Below are 17,630 nucleotides of genomic sequence, written 5' to 3' on the forward strand. Positions count from 1 at the left end.
ATGTCTGAGTTCAGCCCTCACGGAAGGTCGCGATGACGGCGTGGTGATCGGAGGCCTCGCCCACGTTCACCACTTCGGCGCTGACGAGCCGCTCGGCCATCCGCGGTGAGGCGAGGACGTAGTCCGTGCGGTAATCGATCACCACACCGTTGTTCTGGCGCCGCGCCGTCACCCACTCGGTCGGCTGCTGCCGGTGGTAGAGCGTGTCGAGCCAGCCAAAGGACTCCAGCGTATCCAGCACCGAGAAGCGCGGAGGATGGCCGTACTTGTTCGTCTCCGCCTGCAGCAGGAGCTCCGCGAGGTTCGCGGGATAGGGATCCTTCCGGGACAGGGAGTTGAGATCCCCGGCCAGCAGGTACAGGCCCTCGCGAAAGGTGATCGGGTCGAGGAGATCGCACAGGTAGCGGGCCTCGACGAGACGTGCGTCCTCGTTATGGGCGTCGTAGTGCGTACCGAACAGCGTCACCGGATCGCCCGCATCGAACTGGCACTGGACCAGGCAGTGGCCGATCTGTCTCGGGTCGTTGTGGATCTGCACCGAACGCAAGGGCCGGCGGCTGGCGAGCGCCACGTGGTAGCGCCGACCGCTCCCGCGCGGACGCGAGGTCCCCAGGTGGATATGAGAGGCATCGGCTGGCAGCCCCAGGGCGGCGGCGACCTGGTTCAAGCGGTCGCCCGTCTCCCACCAGAGGCACTCCTGCAGGACGAGCACGTCCGGCCGCACTCGGGCCAGCAGCGCGAGGATGGCGTCGAACCGCTCCTGGCCTCCAAAGAGCACGTTGAACGTCATCACCTTCAGGGTCACGGCTGCCTCCTGGCACCTGCTTACCGCCATTGGCGGGGCGCGTGCACGAATTCCGGAGTCAGCATCGAGGGAAGGAAGGGAGGAAGTGAAGCGCCCGAGTGGAGAAGCCACTGAGTGCTGCTCGATTGAGAGTCGAGTGCCCTACCATTAGGCCACCCGGCAAAGCCGGGGTTGGATTCGAACCAACATGAGTGCTTGTAGGGCCTTTCCGGCGCCGAGCCCTGACACGCACGATTTCTCCAAAATCAGGTACACACCCCGCATGAGCCAAGACGTGCAACTGGAGACGCGCGGTCCGCTGGGAGTGGTGACGCTCGATCGCCCCAAGGCGCTCAACGCCCTCAGCCTGGAGATGATTCGCGCCATCCGTCCGCAGCTGGATGCCTGGGCCCGAACCCCCGAGGTGAAGGCCGTGGTGATTCGAGGCTCGGGCGGAAAGGCCTTCTGCTCGGGAGGAGACGTGCGCGCGGTGGCGCTCTCGCTGGGCAAGCCCCCGGCCGCCGGTGAGGAGCCCCTGCCCCGCGCCTACTTCTATGAGGAGTACGGCCTCAACTTCCTGATCCACCACTACCCGAAGCCCTACATCGCGCTTGTAGATGGCATCAGCATGGGCGGTGGGCTTGGGCTCTCCGTTCACGGCTCACACCGCGTCGTCACCGAGCGCCTCATGTTCGCCATGCCGGAAACGGGCATCGGCCTCTTCCCGGATGTGGGCGGGGGCTGGTTCCTCCCAAGATTCCCTGGCGAGGTGGGGACCTATCTGGCCCTCACGGGTGCCCGTGCCACGGCCGCGGACGCTCTCTGGCTGGGCTATGGCACGCATCACGTGGAGCACTCCCGGCTCGATGCACTCGTGCAGGCGCTGACGGAAGCGGACTGGGGCATGGGTGCACCTCGGGACGTGGCGGACCGGGTCCTCTCCTCCTTCGCCACGGACGCAGGCTCCGCACCGCTAAAGGCTCACCAGGAGACCATCGATCGCTGCTTCGCGGCGGACCGGGTAGAGAACATCCTCGCCGCGCTCGCGGCCGAGAGCACGGAGTGGGCCGAGTCGACCCGGGCCACGCTGGGACGCATGTCCCCCACCAGCCTCAAGGTGACGCTGCGCCAGCTCCGGAAGTGCCGCTCCCTTCCTTATGAGCAGATCGTCCCGATCGAGTTCCGGCTGAGCCAGTCCGTCACAGCGCACCCGGACTTCCGGGAAGGCATCCGGGCCGTGCTCCTGGACAAGGATCAGCGCCCTCGCTGGAACCCCGCCACCCTGGCCGAGGTCCGCGACGAGGACGTGGAGGCCTTCTTCGCTCCGCTCACAGGAGCGGAGTGGAAGCCCTGAGCCCTACTCCCACTCGATGGTGGCGGGAGGCTTCGAGGAGATGTCGTAGGCCACACGGTTGATGCCGCGTACCTCGTTGGTGATGCGCGTGGAGATGCGGCCGAGCACGTCGAACGGCAGCCGCGCCCAGTCCGCCGTCATCCCGTCCACGCTCGTCACGGCCCGGAGGACGCACGTCGATTCATACGTGCGCTCGTCTCCCATCACGCCCACGCTCTGCACCGGCAGCAGCACCGCGAAGGCCTGCCAGACCTCCGTATAGAGCCCCGCCTGGCGGATCTCCTCCTGCACGATCGCATCCGCCCGGCGCACCAGCTCGAGCCGCTTCTCCGTTATCTCGCCCAGCACACGGATGGCCAGGCCCGGCCCCGGGAACGGCTGCCGGCTCACCATCTCGTCCGGCAGGCCCAGCTCGCGGCCCAGCGCGCGCACCTCGTCCTTGAACAGCTCGCGCAGCGGCTCCACCAGCTTGAGCTTCATCTGCTCGGGCAGGCCGCCCACGTTGTGGTGGCTCTTGATGGTGACCGACGGGCCCTTGTACGAGACGGACTCGATCACGTCCGGGTACAGCGTGCCCTGCGCCAGGAACTCCGCGTCCTGCACCTCGCGCGCCGCCTCCTCGAACACCGCGATGAACTCGCGGCCGATGATCTTCCGCTTCTTCTCCGGATCCGTGACGCCGGCCAGCTTCTCCAGGAAGCGTGCCCGCGCATCCACCGTCCGCAGCGGCACGTGGAAGCGATCCACGAAGAGCGCCTCGACCTGGGCCCGCTCGCCCTGCCGCAGCAGCCCGTTGTCCACGAAGATGCACTGCAGCCGAGGTCCGATCGCCCGGTGCAGAAGCAGCGCCGCCACCGAGCTGTCCACGCCGCCCGACAGCGCGCAGATGACACGGCCCTGCTCGCCCACCTGCTGGCGGATGGCGGTCTCGGCCTCCTGGATGAACCCCTTCATCGTCCACGAGCCGCTTACCTTGCAGTCGCCGAACACGAAGGCCCGCAGCATCTGCTTGCCCTGCGCGGTGTGCACCACCTCGGGGTGGAACTGCAGCCCGTACACCGGCTTGGACTTGTGTGCCGCCGCCGCGAAGGGTGAGTTCCCGCTGCGGCCAATGGCCTCGAAGTCCGGCGGCAGAGCGTCCACCCGATCCCCGTGGCTCATCCACACCTTCACCTTGTCTCCCGGTGTGAACTCCAGCAGCGGCCCGCGCGCCGACAGCACCTCCACCTCGGCGGGGCCGTACTCCCGGTGGGCCGACCGGTCCACTCGGCCTCCCAGCAGCTTGGCCAGCAGTTGGAGCCCGTAGCAGATGCCGAGCACCGGCACGCCTGCTTGGAAGACATACGGATCGCAGCGCGGTGATCCCTCGTCCTCCACCGAGGCGGGGCCTCCCGACAGGATGATGCCCCTGGGCGCGAAGCGGCGAATCTGCTCCTCGGGGAGATCCGGGCGATGGATCTCGCAGTACACACCGAGCTCTCGCACACGCCGGGCGATGAGCTGCGTGTACTGGCTTCCGAAGTCGAGGATCAGGATCTTCTCTGCATGGATATCCACGAGGTTCTCCCCGGGCGTCGTTGACGGAGGCAGGCCCATACCGCTACAAACTTTCCGAGATCAATCGCTAAAACCCCACCTGTCAGTTCCGCTCCTGTCGAGGTCCTGGATGCATCGCCTGTCCGCCGCCGCCACCGTCTTCTTCCTGTCCGTCTCTGGCTGTGTGGCCCGGGAAATCACCTCGGATGAGCGGCTCGACCGCGAGACGTCCAATCTGTCGGTCAAGGACACGCCCAATGCCGGCGAGCTCGAGAAGGTCTCCTGCGAGAACACCGCCGAGGAGCTGAACAAGGCGCGCAACGTGAACCGCCCCGAGACGGACCGGCTCATGGACTACATTGCCCTCTACGACTCGCTGCGCAAGCGCACGCAGACCTTCGAGGAGGCGATGACGCGCAACCCGGACCTGCAGTACCGCGAGGGTGCCAACACCATCGTCAATGCCAAGGAGGTCTGCATCCAGCAGACCGCCGACGTCCGGGTGGAGTTCGAGACCTACATGCGTGAGCTGGTGGACGTCCCCACCGTCCAGGAGATCAAGGGCGGCAACACCGTCACCATCGCCCGCCTGGACTTCAACGCCCTGCGGCAGGCCATCGAGACGCTGGCCCCGGATGACAAGGACGCGCTGCTCAACCGCGTGGCCAATGCGGAGAAGAAGGTGGCTCCCTCGACTCCTGCCGCCGAGGAGTCCTCTCCCAGCGGCGGCAAGCGCCGCAACAAGTAGCCTGCCGGCCGAGGGCCCGGTGAGCTTCCCCGGACCCTCTCCCTGGCGCCCTACTCCACCCGGTAGTTGGGCGCTTCCTCGGTGATGATGACGTCGTGCACGTGGCTCTCCTTGAGCCCCGCCGAGGTGATGCGCACGAACTGGGCCTTGCGGCGCAGCTCCTCGATGGTGGCGCAGCCCACGTAGCCCATGCCGCTGCGGATGCCGCCCAGCATCTGGTGGATGTTCATCGCCAGGGTGCCCTTGTACGGCACGCGACCCTCGATGCCCTCGGGCACCAGCTTCACCGCGTCCACGTCCGACTGGAAGTAGCGGTCCTTGGCGCCCTGCTTCATCGCGCCCAGCGAGCCCATCCCCCGGTAGCTCTTGTAGCTGCGGCCCTGGTACAGGATGACGTCGCCGGGCGCCTCCTCGGTGCCCGCGAAGAGCGAGCCGATCATCACCGAGCTGGCTCCCGCGGCGATCGCCTTGACGATGTCGCCCGAGTACTTGATGCCGCCGTCCGAGATGATGGGGACGTCGTACTTGTCCGCCTCGCGGGCGCAGTCATCCACCGCGGTGATCTGCGGTACGCCCACGCCGGCCACCACGCGCGTGGTGCAGATGGAGCCCGGCCCGATGCCCACCTTCACGGCATCCACGCCCGCCTCGATCAGCGCCCGGGTGCCCTCGGCGGTGGCCACGTTGCCGGCGATCAGCTCGAAGCCCTTGAAATTCTTGCGCGTGTCGCGCACCCCGTCGATCACGCCCTTGGAGTGCCCGTGCGCCGTGTCCACCACGATCACGTCCACGCCGGCCTTCACCAGCGCGTCGATGCGGGCCTCACGGTCCGGGGACACGCCCACAGCGGCGGCACAGAGCAGGCGACCCTTGGCATCCTTGGCCGCGTTGGGGTGCGTGCGCCGCTTCTCGATGTCCTTGATGGTGATGAGCCCCTTGAGCTCGAACTCCTCGTTGACGATGAGGAGCTTCTCGATGCGGTGCTGGTGGAGGAGCTGCTGGGCCTCGGCCTGGGCGATGCCCTCGCGCCCGGTGATGAGCTTGCGCGTCATCACCTGCTCCACCTTCTGTGACAGATTCGTCTCGAAGCGCACATCCCGGCTGGTGACGATGCCCACCAGCTTCCGGCCCTTGACGACGGGGATGCCGGACACGCCGTGGTGGCGCATCAGCTCGATGGCGCGCGCCAGCGGGGCCTCGGGCTCGATGGTCACCGGGTCCACCACCATGCCGCTCTCGAACTTCTTGACCTTGAGAACCTCGAGCGCCTGCTGCTCGGGGGTCATGTTCTTGTGGATGACGCCAATGCCGCCCTCCTGCGCCATCGCGATGGCCGTGCGGGCCTCTGTCACCGTGTCCATGGCCGCCGACAGCAGCGGCATGTTCAGGCGCAGGTGGCGGGTCAATCGCGTGGAGAGCTCGACATCCCGGGGGATGACGGCGCTCTCGGCGGGCAGCAGGAGGACGTCATCGAAGGTGAGCGCGAGCCGGACATCGGGGTTCAGCATGAGGGCTCCGGGAGCGACGCGGGGCATCATCGCCCGGCGGGTGCGCTTCCATACGCGCCTGGGGACACGCTCGCAACGGTCCCGAGTGCCTTCCTGTCGGCTGTTTTGATGCCCGTTCCCCGTGGGTTCAGGCGATACTCTCCCCTACCCTCTCGTTCGGGATGAGGCTTTGACGGAATCCAATCAGGGGCCGATCGGGCTTGCGGTCAAGCTGCCCTTCGCTACCCCGGAAGAGTTCCTCGCGAAGTATGGCGCCAACGTCACGCGGGGCGGCATCTACCTGCGCTCGAAGACGGTGAAACCGCCGGGGACCCAGGTCACCCTGGATCTGAAGCTCTCCACCGGGGCACGCATCATCTATGCGTCCGCCGTGGTGCACTTCGTCACCGGGCAACAGGGCCAGGGCGTCTCCGGCATGGGGCTGCGCTTCCTGACGCTCGATCCGGAGACGAAGCGCTTCCTGGAGACTTCGGTCGCCGCCCTGCCCCACGGGCAGGCGACAACGCCCCCGGTTCCCCATGGGGTGGGAGAGCCTGACTACTCCATCCCACCTCTGGCTACCGAGGCTCAGCCGACGCCCGCTCCGGCCCCGCCCGCGCCTCCGGTTCCGCAACGGCCCATCGTCGTCAGCCCCGCGACGCCCGTTCCGCTGGCGGCGGTCCAGCGGCCACAGGCGGCTCCGGCGGCGACGCCTCCGCCGGTTCCCTCCCCGAGGACTCCACCCCCGGCTCCACCAGCGACCCCAGTTCCGGTAGCCGAGGCCCCGACGCCATCAGCGCCCCCGGTTCCTCCTCCGGCTCCACCGGCGACTCCTGTTCCGGTGGCTGAGGCCCCGGCGCAATCGGCGTCCCCAACTCCGGTGGCTCCTCCCCCTCCGCCTGCGCCGTCCGACTCCGAGGAGGTGCTGTCTCCCGACGAGCCTGAGATCATCGCCGAGCCCATGGCGGACGAGCAGGCGGCTGAGGCCTCCTCCGAGCCTCCTGCTCCGCCTGAGCCTCCTGCTCCGCCCGCGCCCCCTGCGGCTGCCGCTCCCGTTCCTCCACCCGCGCCTCCTGCGCCTCCGAACCGCCCGAGCGGCAGCCACGCGCCCGTCGTCTCGGCCCAAGCACCTCCGAACCGCCCGAGCGGCAGCCACACGCCCGTCGTCTCGGCTCAAGCGACTCCGAACCGCCCGAGCGGTAGCCACACGCCTGTTGTCTCGGCCAATGCGAGCGCCACCCCCACCGCGCCTGCGTTCGAGCCTCCCAAGGAGGAGCCCAAGCGCGAGGGACCGATCATTGGCATCGATCTGGGCACGACGAACTCGTGCGCCGGCTTCGTGCGCAACGGCAAGCCCGAGGTGCTGCGCAGCCGCGAGGGCCACAACACCGTGCCCTCGATCCTGGCCGTCAACGTGCGCGGGAAGATGATCATCGGGCACCCGGCCAAGGGGCAGATGCTCACCAACCCTCGGCAGACGGTGTACGGCGCCAAGCGGCTGGTAGGCCGTGCGTACAACTCGCCCATCGTCCAGCACATCAAGGAGCGCTTCCACTACGAGGTCGCCGAGGGAGAGAACGGCGAGGCGGCGGTGCGCCTGGGCAACCGCATCTTCTCGCTGCAGCAGATCTCCGCGTTGATCCTCCGGGAAGTGCGCGAAGTCGCCCAGAACCAGCTGGGCCAGCCCGTGTCGCGGGCGGTGATCACCGTGCCCGCGTACTACAACGACAACCAGCGCCAGGCGGTGCGAGAGGCCGGACAGCTGGCCGGGCTCTACATCGAGCGCATCCTCAACGAGCCCACCGCGGCGGCGCTGGCGTACGGCTACGGGCGCAAGCTGACCCAGCGGATCCTCGTCTACGATCTGGGCGGCGGTACCTTCGACGCGTCCGTGCTGGAGCTGCACGACACCGTCTATGAGGTGATCTCCACCGGTGGCGACACGTTCCTGGGCGGTATCGACTTCGACAACGCCATCGTCGAGTACCTGCTGGAGGAGTTCGAGAAGCAGCACGGCCGGCCCTTCCAGGGCGATCGCGTGGCCATGCAGCGCATCCACGACGCGGCCGAGCGCGCCAAGTGCGCCCTCTCGGAGCGCCTGGACATGCGCATCCAGGTGGCGTTCGTGACGATGATCGACGACACGCCGTACGACATCGACGTCACGCTCACGCGCAAGAAGCTCATGGAGCTGACCGAGAAGCTGGTGGATCGCACCCTGGAGGTCTGCGACGAGGTGCTCAAGGCCAAGGGCCTGGCGCCGAAGGACATCCAGGAGGTGGTGCTGGTGGGAGGCCAGAGCCGCTTCCCGCTGGTGCACGAGAAGATCACCAAGTTCTTCGGCAAGCCGCCCACCAAGAACGTGCACCCGGACGAGGCGGTGGCGCTGGGCGCGGCGCTGCTGGCGCACAGCCTGGGGCAGAAGGAGGGCGTCACCCTCATCGACGTGCTGCCCATGGCCATCGGCGTGGGACTGCCGGGCGGGCGCTTCAAGCACGTCATGGAGCGCAATGCTCCGCTGCCCGCGACGAAGACGTACACGCTGTCCACCAGCCGCGATCAGCAGACGGATCTCGAGATCAGCATCTTCCAGGGCGACTCGGATCGGACGGCGGAGAACGAGTTCCTCGGGACGCTGAAGCTGACCGGCCTGCCCAAGCGCCCACGCGGCGAGGTGCAGGTGACGATCACCTTCGAGGTGAACAGCGAGTCGCTGCTGAAGGTGACAGCGAGGGAGAACTCCACGGGCCGGGAGATCTCCAGCACCTTCAGTACCCGGGACACGCCCGAGGCCGTGAAGGCACGGCTCGAACAGGAGCACCCCGCCGAGTCTTCGCCCGCGGGCGCCGGGGCCCACAAGGGCTCGCACATGAGCCCTCCCCCACCCGAGAAGAAGGCGGGGGTGGTGGGCTGGCTCAAGGGGCTCTTCGGGCGGCGCTGAAGTCGGCTACTTCTGCAGCTCCGAAGCGTGGGAGTGGCCAGCGACGACCTGGTTCTCCGCGGCGTCCAGGAACGGCGAATGGGAATCGGCCTTCCCGCCATCCTGGGGGATGACGGGCACCACGGCCGCCTGCTGCAGAGCCTCCGCCGCCGCAGCCCGAGCCGCCACCGCGGCCCGGCGGCGACTCCACACGAACCACCCGACGCCGATAACGGCCAGGACGACCAGCACCGCGGTCTGGCTCCTCTTGAGCTGATCGATCAGGTAGTCCAGCTCGCTGCCAAAGTGGAAGCCGAGGAAGACGAACAGCGGCGCGGACAGGAGCGCGGCCAGCCCATCCCAGAGGATGAAGCGCCAGTAGGACATGCCCACCGAGCCCGCGGTGAAGTACGTCACCGCGCGAACGCCCGGCATGAAGCGGGCAATCATCACGATCTTCTGCCCGTGCTTCTCGAACAGGCCTTCGACCTTGGCGCGTTTCTCGGGGGTGATGATGCGCGCGAAGAAGCCGCCCTGCTTGCGCCCCACATTGCCGCCCAGCTTGCGGCCGAAGTGGAAGATGAGGCTGTCACCCGCGAGGATGCCCGCGAAGCCCACGGCCATCATGATGGGCAGGCTCGCGGCGCCCTTGTGCGCCAGGAAGCCGCCGAGGATCAGCGAGATGTCCTCGGGGAGCGGAACGCCAAGCCCGCACGCCAGGAGGACACAGAAGACCGTCGCGTAGGCAATGAATCCGTGGGTATTGCTCAGCAGATTGGTGAGTAACTCTTCCACGCTTCGTCCTTGGCTCTCGTTCACTTCCGAGGCGCATGCCCGGTACCTACCCGAGCCAGCCCCTCCAGCACCCAGCCATCAACCGGGCGCGGGTCTCCAAAACTCCCAGCCAGCGCCTTCAGCCCGAAGTAGCCCTCTCGAGTTGCCGCCTCGTAGGCCGCCTCCGGAGCTTCCAGGGCAGCCAGCGCCAGCGCCCGGCTCAGCAGCGCCACCGCGTACTCCCCCACCGTCGCCTCCCGAACCCCCAGCCCTTGCGCCTCCTTCAAGAGCGCCGGCCCTGCTGCCCACCGTGCCTGGGCTTGCTCGCTCACCCGGGTGGGGAGCATCAGCCGAGCGTACTCCGAGAGCGCTCGCTCCAGCTCAGGCGTCTTACCTGGACCTACCACCAGCGCCACCCCTGTCCCGGTGCGGAAGCCTCGCACCCACCCTTCCTCTCCGAGCAGATTAACCACCACCCGGACGCCCGGCCCGCTTTCTGGAACGCGGAGCAGACGCTGGGCACGTTGGAGCGGCGCATCCAGGACGGCAAGGTAGGAGCGCATCACTGATCGGTAGTCGTCGAACGTATCGGCTCGGAGGACAGGGACGGGCCACTTCGAGTCCACGAGATCGAGCAGGGCCTCGAGCCCCTCCAACTCGCGGAGCTCGGCGGGGACATCGGCCTCGTCCTCCATGCGGACGGCGAGGGCCAGGTAGCGCTCGAGCGGCAGCGGGTGGGTGTCGAAGAAGGCCTGGGCGCGCTGGAGCACGGCGGCATCGGCGCTCGCCAGGGCCTCACGGACACGCACGCGAGCGGCCGGATAGCGGTAGGCGGGGACGGGGGCCATGCGGCGCACGGGGCCTGCGTCGTAGCCAGCGCGGTTGAGCAGGGAGAAGAGCGTGAAGACACGCGCATCGGCCCGGAGTTCCACACCCGCGGGCGTGTAGACGCTGGCGAACCAGTCCGACTCGGCATGCGCCAGGGGGGCCCCGAGGGCCAGCAGCACGGTGATCACCTGGGCGCACGCACGCATGAGCGGCGTTCAGGCTAGCACGGGGGACTCAGGCGGCAGGGGCCTTTCCGACGAGCATGCGGAGCATCTCGCGGTTGTCGCGCGCCTTCTGGCCGAAGTACGTGACGATGCCCATGAGCAGCTTCACGCAGGCCTGGGGCTTCTGGATGAGGAGCTTCTGGAAGTCCGCGTGACGGATCTCCAGCGCGGACACATCGTTCATGGCGGTGGCGGTGCACAGCCGCTCGCCGATCTGCACCAGCGCCAGCTCTCCGAGTGGCTCACCCGAGAGCACATCCCCGAGGTTTACTTCCTCACCGGCCTGATTCTTGGCGCTCAGGCGCACCATGCCCTCACCGACGATCAGCAGCGATTCGCCCTTCTTGCCCTCGACGAACAGCTGGGTGCCCTTCGGGAAGGCGCGCGGGACGGCGATGCTGGCGAAGATCGCGATGCCAGTGTCGGTGAACCCCTTGAAGATGGGGCACGCCTTCAGCACTGTCTCGGGCACGATGGCCATGGGACTGCTCCTACCACGTCCTACCGTCTCACGTCAGTTTTGCATCACCCTCCGGGGGAGCCAACGGCCTCCCCTTACGACACTACGAGAGGAAACCGGTCAGGCTGGACCCCTGCCAAGGCCTCGGCCGGCGGAGGCGCCACGGTAGGAGCCATCACCACCACGGTCTGTCGGCCCATGAGCTGGTTGGGGGTGGCGCGCTCGATGAGGACCTTCACCAGGGCACCGGCGGGGGCGTCTCCGTCGAAGTTGACGGTCCGGTTCTCGGGGGTCCGGCCGAAACGCTTGGCGGAGTCATACTTGGAGTGACCCTCGACCAGCACTTCCACTTCGAGGCCTACCTGGGTGGTGGTGATCTCGCCGCAGATCTTCCGCTGGAGCTTCTGGAGGCGCTCGAGGCGGGCGATTTTCACCTCGTGGGGTACGGAGCCCCAGTCCTTCTCGCGCAGGGCGGCGCCCGTCTTGGGGCGGGGGCTGTAGATGAAGGAGAACTGGTTCTCGTAGCGGACCTTCTCGGTGAGCTGCATCGTCAGCTCGAACTCTTCATCCGTCTCGCCGGGGAAGCCGACGATGATGTCGGTGGTGACGGCGATGCCGGGCCGGGCCGCGCGGAGCTTCTCGAGCCGCTCCAGGTACTGCTCCACGGTGTAGTCGCGGCGCATCATCTTGAGGATGCGGTCAGCGCCGCTCTGCACGGGCAGGTGGAAGTGGGGAGCAATCTTCGGCTGGGTGCGGAAGGCGTCGATGAGCTCGTCGGAGAGATCGTGCGGGTGGCTGGTGGTGAAGCGCACGCGCTCGATGCCGGGCACCTCGGCGGTGCGCAGGAGGAGCTGGGCGAAGCTGATGCCGCCCTTGTAGGAGTTGACGTTCTGGCCGATCAGGGTGACTTCACGCACGCCCACTTGGGCCAGGTCGGCCACCTCGGTGAGCACGTCCGGGAACGCGCGGCTGACCTCGCGGCCGCGGGTGTGAGGGACGACGCAGAAGGAGCAGACGTTGTCACAGCCCTTCATGACGGTGACGAACTCGGTCACCTTGCCGCGCGAAGTCTCCGCGTTGGCGCGGGGGAAGACGTACTCCTCGGAGTCGACGAAGGCCGTCTCCACGACGCGCTCGCGCTCCTGCTCCACGCGGGAGATGATCTCCGGCAGCTTGCCGATGTTGTCGGGGCCGAAGACGAAGTCCACGTAGGGGACCTTCTTGATGAGGCGGTCCTTTTCCTGCTGGGCGACGCAGCCACCCACACCGATGAGGGCGCCGCGACTGACCTTGACGGGCCGGTAGCGTCCGAGCGCCGAGAGCATCTTGTCCTCGGCCTTCTCGCGGATGGCGCAGGTGTTGAGGATGATGAGGTCTGCGTCATCCGGGGTGGGCGTCGGCGAGTACGAGAGCTTCGCCAGGACTTCGCTCATGCGGAGCGAGTCGTTGACGTTCATCTGGCAGCCGAAGGTGTGGATGAAGTAGCGCTTCATGAACTTTTCCCGTTGAAAAACCGGTTCTTATGCGACGCCGGGCGGCGGAATGCAATCCGCAATCGGTATGACGCGGCCCGTTGCCGGGGGACGGCCCGGCGCATGCCTCGAATTCCGGAGGGCGAGCAAGCTACTGTCCGGCCCCGCAAAGGAGACCGAGACATGCGGCGCTTCGAGTTCACTGAGGGCTCGTCGAAGAAGTTCTGGGAGATTGACCTTCAGGACACCGGGTTCACGGTGCGCTGGGGTCGCATGGGCACCCAGGGGCAGAGCCAGCAGAAGTCGTTCGCCAACGCCCTGAAGGCCCAGGCCGAGCACGACAAGCTCGTCGCCGAGAAACAGAAGAAGGGCTACACCGAGGTGGGTGGTGCCACCTACACCGGGGCAGCCGCCATACCTGCTACCGCCTCGCCCCCGCCGGCCAGCCCCGCCGAAGTAGAGGTGAAGAGCCCTCCGGTCCCTGCCCCTGCTCCCACGCCTGCCTCCCCCGCGCCGATCAACTCCCAGCAGCCCATCTTCTGGAGCGACTCCCTCGTGCGGCGCGTGCACCCGCGACGAGGCGGAATGCAGGTTCCTGTCCGTCCCCTCCCCTCTTTGCAGGAGGCGTGGGCCTCGGTGAAGCAGCTGTTCGGGAGGTCTGTCCTGAACTCGAGCGAGCCCACTGCCAGACAGGGCGAGCTCGCCGCGCAGACGGTGGCCGCTGCGTCGCGGCTGTCCCGGAGCGAGCCCTCGATCGGGACACCTGAGGAGGACGCCGTCCTCCTGACCTTTCTGTCCGTCCTGCAGTACCCACGGACCTGGCACGACAAGGCCGACGTCGAGCCCGTCATCGACCTGCTGTTCTCCCTGGGAGGACCTGTCCATGCAACGCAAGCCGTGCTCCTGTCAGAGGGGATGCTGCTCGAGAACGCGTCCGCGGCCTGGGTGCTCCCCTCCAGTCAGCACACGCACGGGTATAGCCACCTGAGCCGGGGGGAGTTGCGCGGCCTGCCCCGGCTGCGCGCCCTGCTCGCCACGCAAGCCGATGACGCCGGCTACGCGGCCGCTCGAGACGCCGCCGCAGCGCTCCTGGCCCAGGCCACGGATGATCAGCGCCTCGGCGCAGCCTTCCTCTTCCCCACCGAGGCCACCTGGGGCCGCACCGAGGCCCAGGCCTTCGCGGGCTCGCCCTCCTATAGGAGTCCGCTGTTCCTCTGCTCGATCTCGGACCGGGACACGCTCAGCCTCGTGGCGCCCCATGTCTCGGGCGCCTACATGCTCGGTGGCTCCTCCTCGCAGGACTATCTGCCTTCGCTCCTGGAAGGCGTTGGCGTGGACTCCCTCCTGCTCCTGCGGAGCCTGGCCGGGCAGCAGTACTCCTCCGCCGAGGGACGGCGAAACTGGGCGGAGATCGTCTCCATCGTCAACGCGGATGAGGCGATGGAACTCCTGTGCGAGCACCTCTCCGAGAAGGAGGTGCTGCCCTTCGTCCTGGAGATGGCCCTCCGCTGGCCCGCCCGCGCCCTGCGAGTGCTGGTGCCCCGGGCCACCCAGCGGGGCAAGGCAGCGGAGGCTCCGCGCGTGGTGCTCACCACGTTCGTGCGCCGTGCCTCCGACGCCGTGCAGGCCGAACTGCCCGCGCTGTCCGAGGATGCTCGCAAGTTCGTCTCCAGCCTCCTGGCCGTGTCTGCTGGCCCCGACGTTCCCGACGCTCGGGCCGACCAGCTTCCGCCCGTGCTCGCCTCCCCACCCTGGCTGGTGGAGCAGTCGCCCACCGTCATCCCTGTTCTCGACGGCGTGAAGCCGCCCGAGCTCCCCGACACCCTCGAGTGGAACCCAGGAGAGCGCGAGGCATGGTCTCGTGAGAAGGGCTGGGAGCACTACGGGCAGTATTACTCCACCTACACCCCCGAGCAGTGGCACGAGGCCCGCAACCTGCCCCCGCAGACGGCACTGCCTCAGGCGAGCTTCTTCATCTTTGCCCCCGAGGACCTTGCCCTCCAGCACCTTGCGTACTTCCAGTCCCGGGACCGAGCGGATGAGACGTGGCTTCCCGCCATCGCCGCGCGCTTCGGACTCGCGGCCGCTCCCCCGCTCCTCAAGTACGTCACCGCCAAGAGAGGAGAGCTGTACCGCCTGCTGATGCCGTTCGGCGTCTCGCGGATCGCCCCGCAGGTGGCGGAGGCGCTCGTGGGCACCAAGAAGACCCGTCCCCTTGCTCGCGCGTGGCTGTTGCGCCACCCCCAGCACGCCGCCGCCGGGCTCCTTCCGGTCGCACTGGGCAAGCCCTGCAAGGCCAAGGACGCCGCCTGTGCCGCGCTGCGACTGCTCGCCGCCAGCGGGCACGAGGCCACCGTGCTCGATCTGGCCGGACGCGTCTCGCCGCGGGTGCGCGAGGCCATCGCCCAGGTGCTCGCGTTCGACCCGCTCCAGCTCTTCCCACAGGATCGGCCGACGCTGCCCGACTTCTTCTCCCCGGTGGCCCTGTCCAGGCCGCTGCTCGCCGATCGCTCCGCGCGGCTCCCGCTGTCCTCCATCGAGGCGCTCGGGACGATGCTCTCCTTCTCTTCCCTGGAGGAGCCCTATGCCGGCATCGAGCAGGTGAAGGCTGCGTGCGAGCCCTCGAGCCTCGCCCGCTTTGCCTGGGATCTCTTCGAGGCGTGGATGGTGGCCGGCGCCCCGGGCAAGGCGGGCTGGGCGTTTCAGGCGCTCGGCTTCTTCGGGGATGACGAGTGCGCGCGGAAGCTCGCGCCGCTTATTCGCCAGTGGCCCGGTGAGTCGGCCCACGCTCGCGCGGTGACAGGATTGGACCTGCTTGCCACCATCGGCACGGACGTCACGCTCATCTACCTCAATGGCATCGCCGAGAAGGTGAAGTTCAAGGGCTTGCAGGAGAAGGCCCGGGAGAAGATTGCCCAGATTGCCGAGACCCGAGGCCTGACGCGCGATGAGCTCGCCGACCGGCTCGTTCCGGACCTCGGGCTCGACGAGAGCGGCTCTCTGTCCCTGGACTTCGGCGAGCGCACCTTCACCGTGGGCTTTGATGAGCAGCTCAAGCCTTTCGTGAAGGACGCCTCGGGCGCGCGCCTCAAGGATCTGCCCAAGCCCACGAAGAAGGATGACGCCGAGAAGGCCCATGCCGCCGAGGAGCTCTGGAAGGCCCTCAAGAAGGACGCGAAGGTGGCTGCCAGCACCCAGGTGCTTCGGCTGGAGCTGGCCATGTGCGCGCGGCGCCGCTGGAGCGCGGAGGCGTTCCGCCAGTTCTTCGTCGAGCACCCGCTGCTCATCCACGTGGTGCGCCGCCTCGTGTGGGGCGTCTACACGGAGGACGGGAGGCTCGCCGCTACCTTCCGCGTGGCCGAGGACCGAACCTTCGCGGATCTCCACGAGGACACGTGGATGCTACCCGAGGGTGCACAGGTTGGCCTCCCGCACCCGCTGGAGCTCGACGAGAAGACGGCCGGCGCCTGGGGACAGATCTTCGCGGACTACCAGCTCCTCCAGCCCTTCCCGCAGTTGGGCCGCCCCACCTCCGTGCCGACGGCGGAGGAGCGCGCAGGCACGGAGCTGGTGCGCGTCAAGGGCCTGAAGGTGCCCACCGGCAAGGTGCTCGGGCTGGAGACGCGCGGCTGGCGGCGCGGTCCTCCCCAGGATGCCGGTGTGGTGGGCTGGATGGAGAAGGCTCTGGGCTCGGACCGAATGGCCGTGCTGGAGCTCGACCCTGGCCTCTACACAGGCATGCTCTCCGAGTCCCCCGAGCAGACGCTCGGCGTTGTCGTGATGCGTGATCCGGACACCTGGGGAAAGGAGGTCCGGCACCCTCTCGGGGAACTCGACGCCATCCTCTTCTCCGAGCTGGTGAGGGATCTCGAGGGGCTGCGTCCCTCCTAGGAGCTGCCGATGGTGACAACTCGGAAGAAGACAGCGGTCTCTCCCCTTCCCGAGGGCAGCGGCCCGGCGAAGGACGTCCAGCGCCCCCCGGCGGAGGTGCTGCACGCGGAGGAGCTGGAGCGGCTGCGTGCCGCGGACAGTGCGCCGAGGCCTCCGGGCTGGAGCCTCTCCCTGCAGGCGGTGCGGCGGTTCATCCTCGGGGACGAGGCGCTGGGCGTGCGGCGCAAGTTCGTGGGCCACCCGAGCCTCGTGGACCGGGCGATGGTGACGCTGGCCACCCACCGCGGGCTGATGCTCGTGGGTGAGCCGGGTACGGCCAAGAGCCTCCTGTCCGAGCTGCTCGCCGCCGCCATCTCCGGCACTTCCACCCTGACCATCCAGGGCGGTGCATCCGTGACCGAGGACCAGATCAAATACTCGTGGAACTACGCGCTCCTGGTGGCCGAGGGCCCCACGCCTCGGGCGCTCGTGCCCGCCCCGCTCTACACGGGCATGAAGGAGGGCAAGGTAGTGCGCTTCGAGGAGATCACGCGCTGCCCCCTGGAGGTGCAGGACTCGCTGCTCTCCATGTTGTCGGACCGGGTGCTGGCGGTGCCGGAGCTGCGGGGCGAGGACGCCATGATCTTCGCGCGGGAGGGCTTCAACGTCATCGCGACGGCCAACACGCGGGACCGGGGCGTCAACGAGATGAGCGCGGCCCTCAAGCGGCGCTTCAACTTCGAGACGGTGTTCCCCATTGGAGACTTCTCCACGGAGCTGGCGCTCGTGCGCGACGAGACGGCGCGGCTGCTGGCGCGCTCGGGTGTGCCGGTGACGCCCTCGGAGGATCTGCTGGAGGTGCTCGTCACCACGTTCCGCGAGCTGCGGGCGGGAGAGACGAGCGACGGCCAGGCGATGGAGCGGCTGTCGGCGGTGCTCTCCACGGCGGAGGCCGTGTCCGTGGCCCATGCGGTGGGCGTGCGCGGCTATTACCTGCGGGGGGACGGAGGTTCGGCAGCGGACCTCGTGGAGTGCCTGGCAGGGACGGCGGCGAAGGATAGCCCCGAGGATCTCAAGCGCCTGCGCGCGTACCTGGAGCAACGGGTGGCGCGCCGCGCCGGCCCCCAATGGCGCGCCCTGTACGAGGCCCGCCACCTCCTGCCAGGCTGAGGC

The 17,630-nt window shown here is 68.2% G+C and carries 12 protein-coding genes; 5 read left to right on the forward strand and 7 right to left on the reverse strand.

Annotation, left to right across the window (positions count from 1 at the left end; translation table 11 throughout):
• Positions 1-10: 10 nt before the first annotated feature.
• Positions 11-805 carry an endonuclease/exonuclease/phosphatase family protein gene (locus KY501_RS12695; RefSeq protein ID WP_224363150.1) on the reverse strand — a complete coding sequence of 265 codons (795 nt, stop codon included), beginning with the start codon at positions 803-805 and terminating at the stop codon, positions 11-13.
• Between the two features lie 262 nt (positions 806-1,067).
• On the opposite strand from KY501_RS12695, the gene KY501_RS12700 reads away from it, so the two are divergent.
• Entirely contained in the window at positions 1,068-2,138 is a 1,071-nt protein-coding gene (locus tag KY501_RS12700) for an enoyl-CoA hydratase/isomerase family protein (protein WP_224363152.1), read from the forward strand.
• 3 nt (positions 2,139-2,141) lie between these two features.
• Here the strand turns inward: KY501_RS12700 and guaA are convergent, their stop codons facing one another.
• On the reverse strand, positions 2,142-3,695 hold the full coding sequence (gene guaA, locus KY501_RS12705) for a glutamine-hydrolyzing GMP synthase (protein WP_309242961.1): 1,554 nt from the start codon (positions 3,693-3,695) through the stop codon (positions 2,142-2,144).
• Positions 3,696-3,804: 109 nt separating this feature from the next.
• Here guaA and KY501_RS12710 point away from each other — a divergent pair, with 109 nt between their 5' ends.
• Positions 3,805-4,422, forward strand: a complete 618-nt coding sequence (locus KY501_RS12710; RefSeq protein ID WP_224363155.1) for a hypothetical protein — start codon at positions 3,805-3,807, stop codon at positions 4,420-4,422.
• Positions 4,423-4,472: 50 nt separating this feature from the next.
• Here the strand turns inward: KY501_RS12710 and guaB are convergent, their stop codons facing one another.
• Positions 4,473-5,930 carry an IMP dehydrogenase gene (gene guaB, locus KY501_RS12715; RefSeq protein ID WP_224363157.1) on the reverse strand — a complete coding sequence of 486 codons (1,458 nt, stop codon included), beginning with the start codon at positions 5,928-5,930 and terminating at the stop codon, positions 4,473-4,475.
• A gap of 169 nt (positions 5,931-6,099) precedes the next feature.
• Between guaB and KY501_RS12720 the strand changes: the two genes are divergently transcribed.
• Positions 6,100-8,850, forward strand: a complete 2,751-nt coding sequence (locus tag KY501_RS12720) for a TIGR02266 family protein (RefSeq protein WP_224363158.1) — start codon at positions 6,100-6,102, stop codon at positions 8,848-8,850.
• Positions 8,851-8,856: 6 nt separating this feature from the next.
• Here the strand turns inward: KY501_RS12720 and KY501_RS12725 are convergent, their stop codons facing one another.
• The 4 genes from KY501_RS12725 to miaB form a co-directional block, all read right to left on the reverse strand.
• Complete coding sequence (locus KY501_RS12725; RefSeq protein ID WP_224363159.1) at positions 8,857-9,624, reverse strand: DedA family protein; 768 nt, start codon at positions 9,622-9,624, stop codon at positions 8,857-8,859.
• 20 nt (positions 9,625-9,644) lie between these two features.
• Positions 9,645-10,637: a hypothetical protein gene (locus KY501_RS12730; protein ID WP_224363163.1), complete on the reverse strand. Its 993-nt coding sequence runs from the start codon at positions 10,635-10,637 to the stop codon at positions 9,645-9,647.
• A gap of 28 nt (positions 10,638-10,665) precedes the next feature.
• Positions 10,666-11,136: a Crp/Fnr family transcriptional regulator gene (locus tag KY501_RS12735; RefSeq protein WP_224363165.1), complete on the reverse strand. Its 471-nt coding sequence runs from the start codon at positions 11,134-11,136 to the stop codon at positions 10,666-10,668.
• A gap of 74 nt (positions 11,137-11,210) precedes the next feature.
• Positions 11,211-12,608, reverse strand: a complete 1,398-nt coding sequence (miaB, locus tag KY501_RS12740) for a tRNA (N6-isopentenyl adenosine(37)-C2)-methylthiotransferase MiaB (RefSeq protein ID WP_224363166.1) — start codon at positions 12,606-12,608, stop codon at positions 11,211-11,213.
• A 162-nt stretch (positions 12,609-12,770) separates the two neighbouring features.
• Here miaB and KY501_RS12745 point away from each other — a divergent pair, with 162 nt between their 5' ends.
• The gene (locus KY501_RS12745) at positions 12,771-16,478 is read left to right on the forward strand and encodes a WGR and DUF4132 domain-containing protein (RefSeq protein ID WP_224363167.1); all 3,708 of its coding nucleotides are present in this window, start codon (positions 12,771-12,773) and stop codon (positions 16,476-16,478) included.
• A gap of 9 nt (positions 16,479-16,487) precedes the next feature.
• On the forward strand, positions 16,488-17,627 hold the full coding sequence (locus KY501_RS12750; protein WP_224363169.1) for an ATP-binding protein: 1,140 nt from the start codon (positions 16,488-16,490) through the stop codon (positions 17,625-17,627).
• Positions 17,628-17,630: the final 3 nt, after the last annotated feature.

Source organism: Hyalangium versicolor (assembly GCF_020103695.1).
GTDB lineage: Bacteria > Myxococcota > Myxococcia > Myxococcales > Myxococcaceae > Hyalangium > Hyalangium versicolor.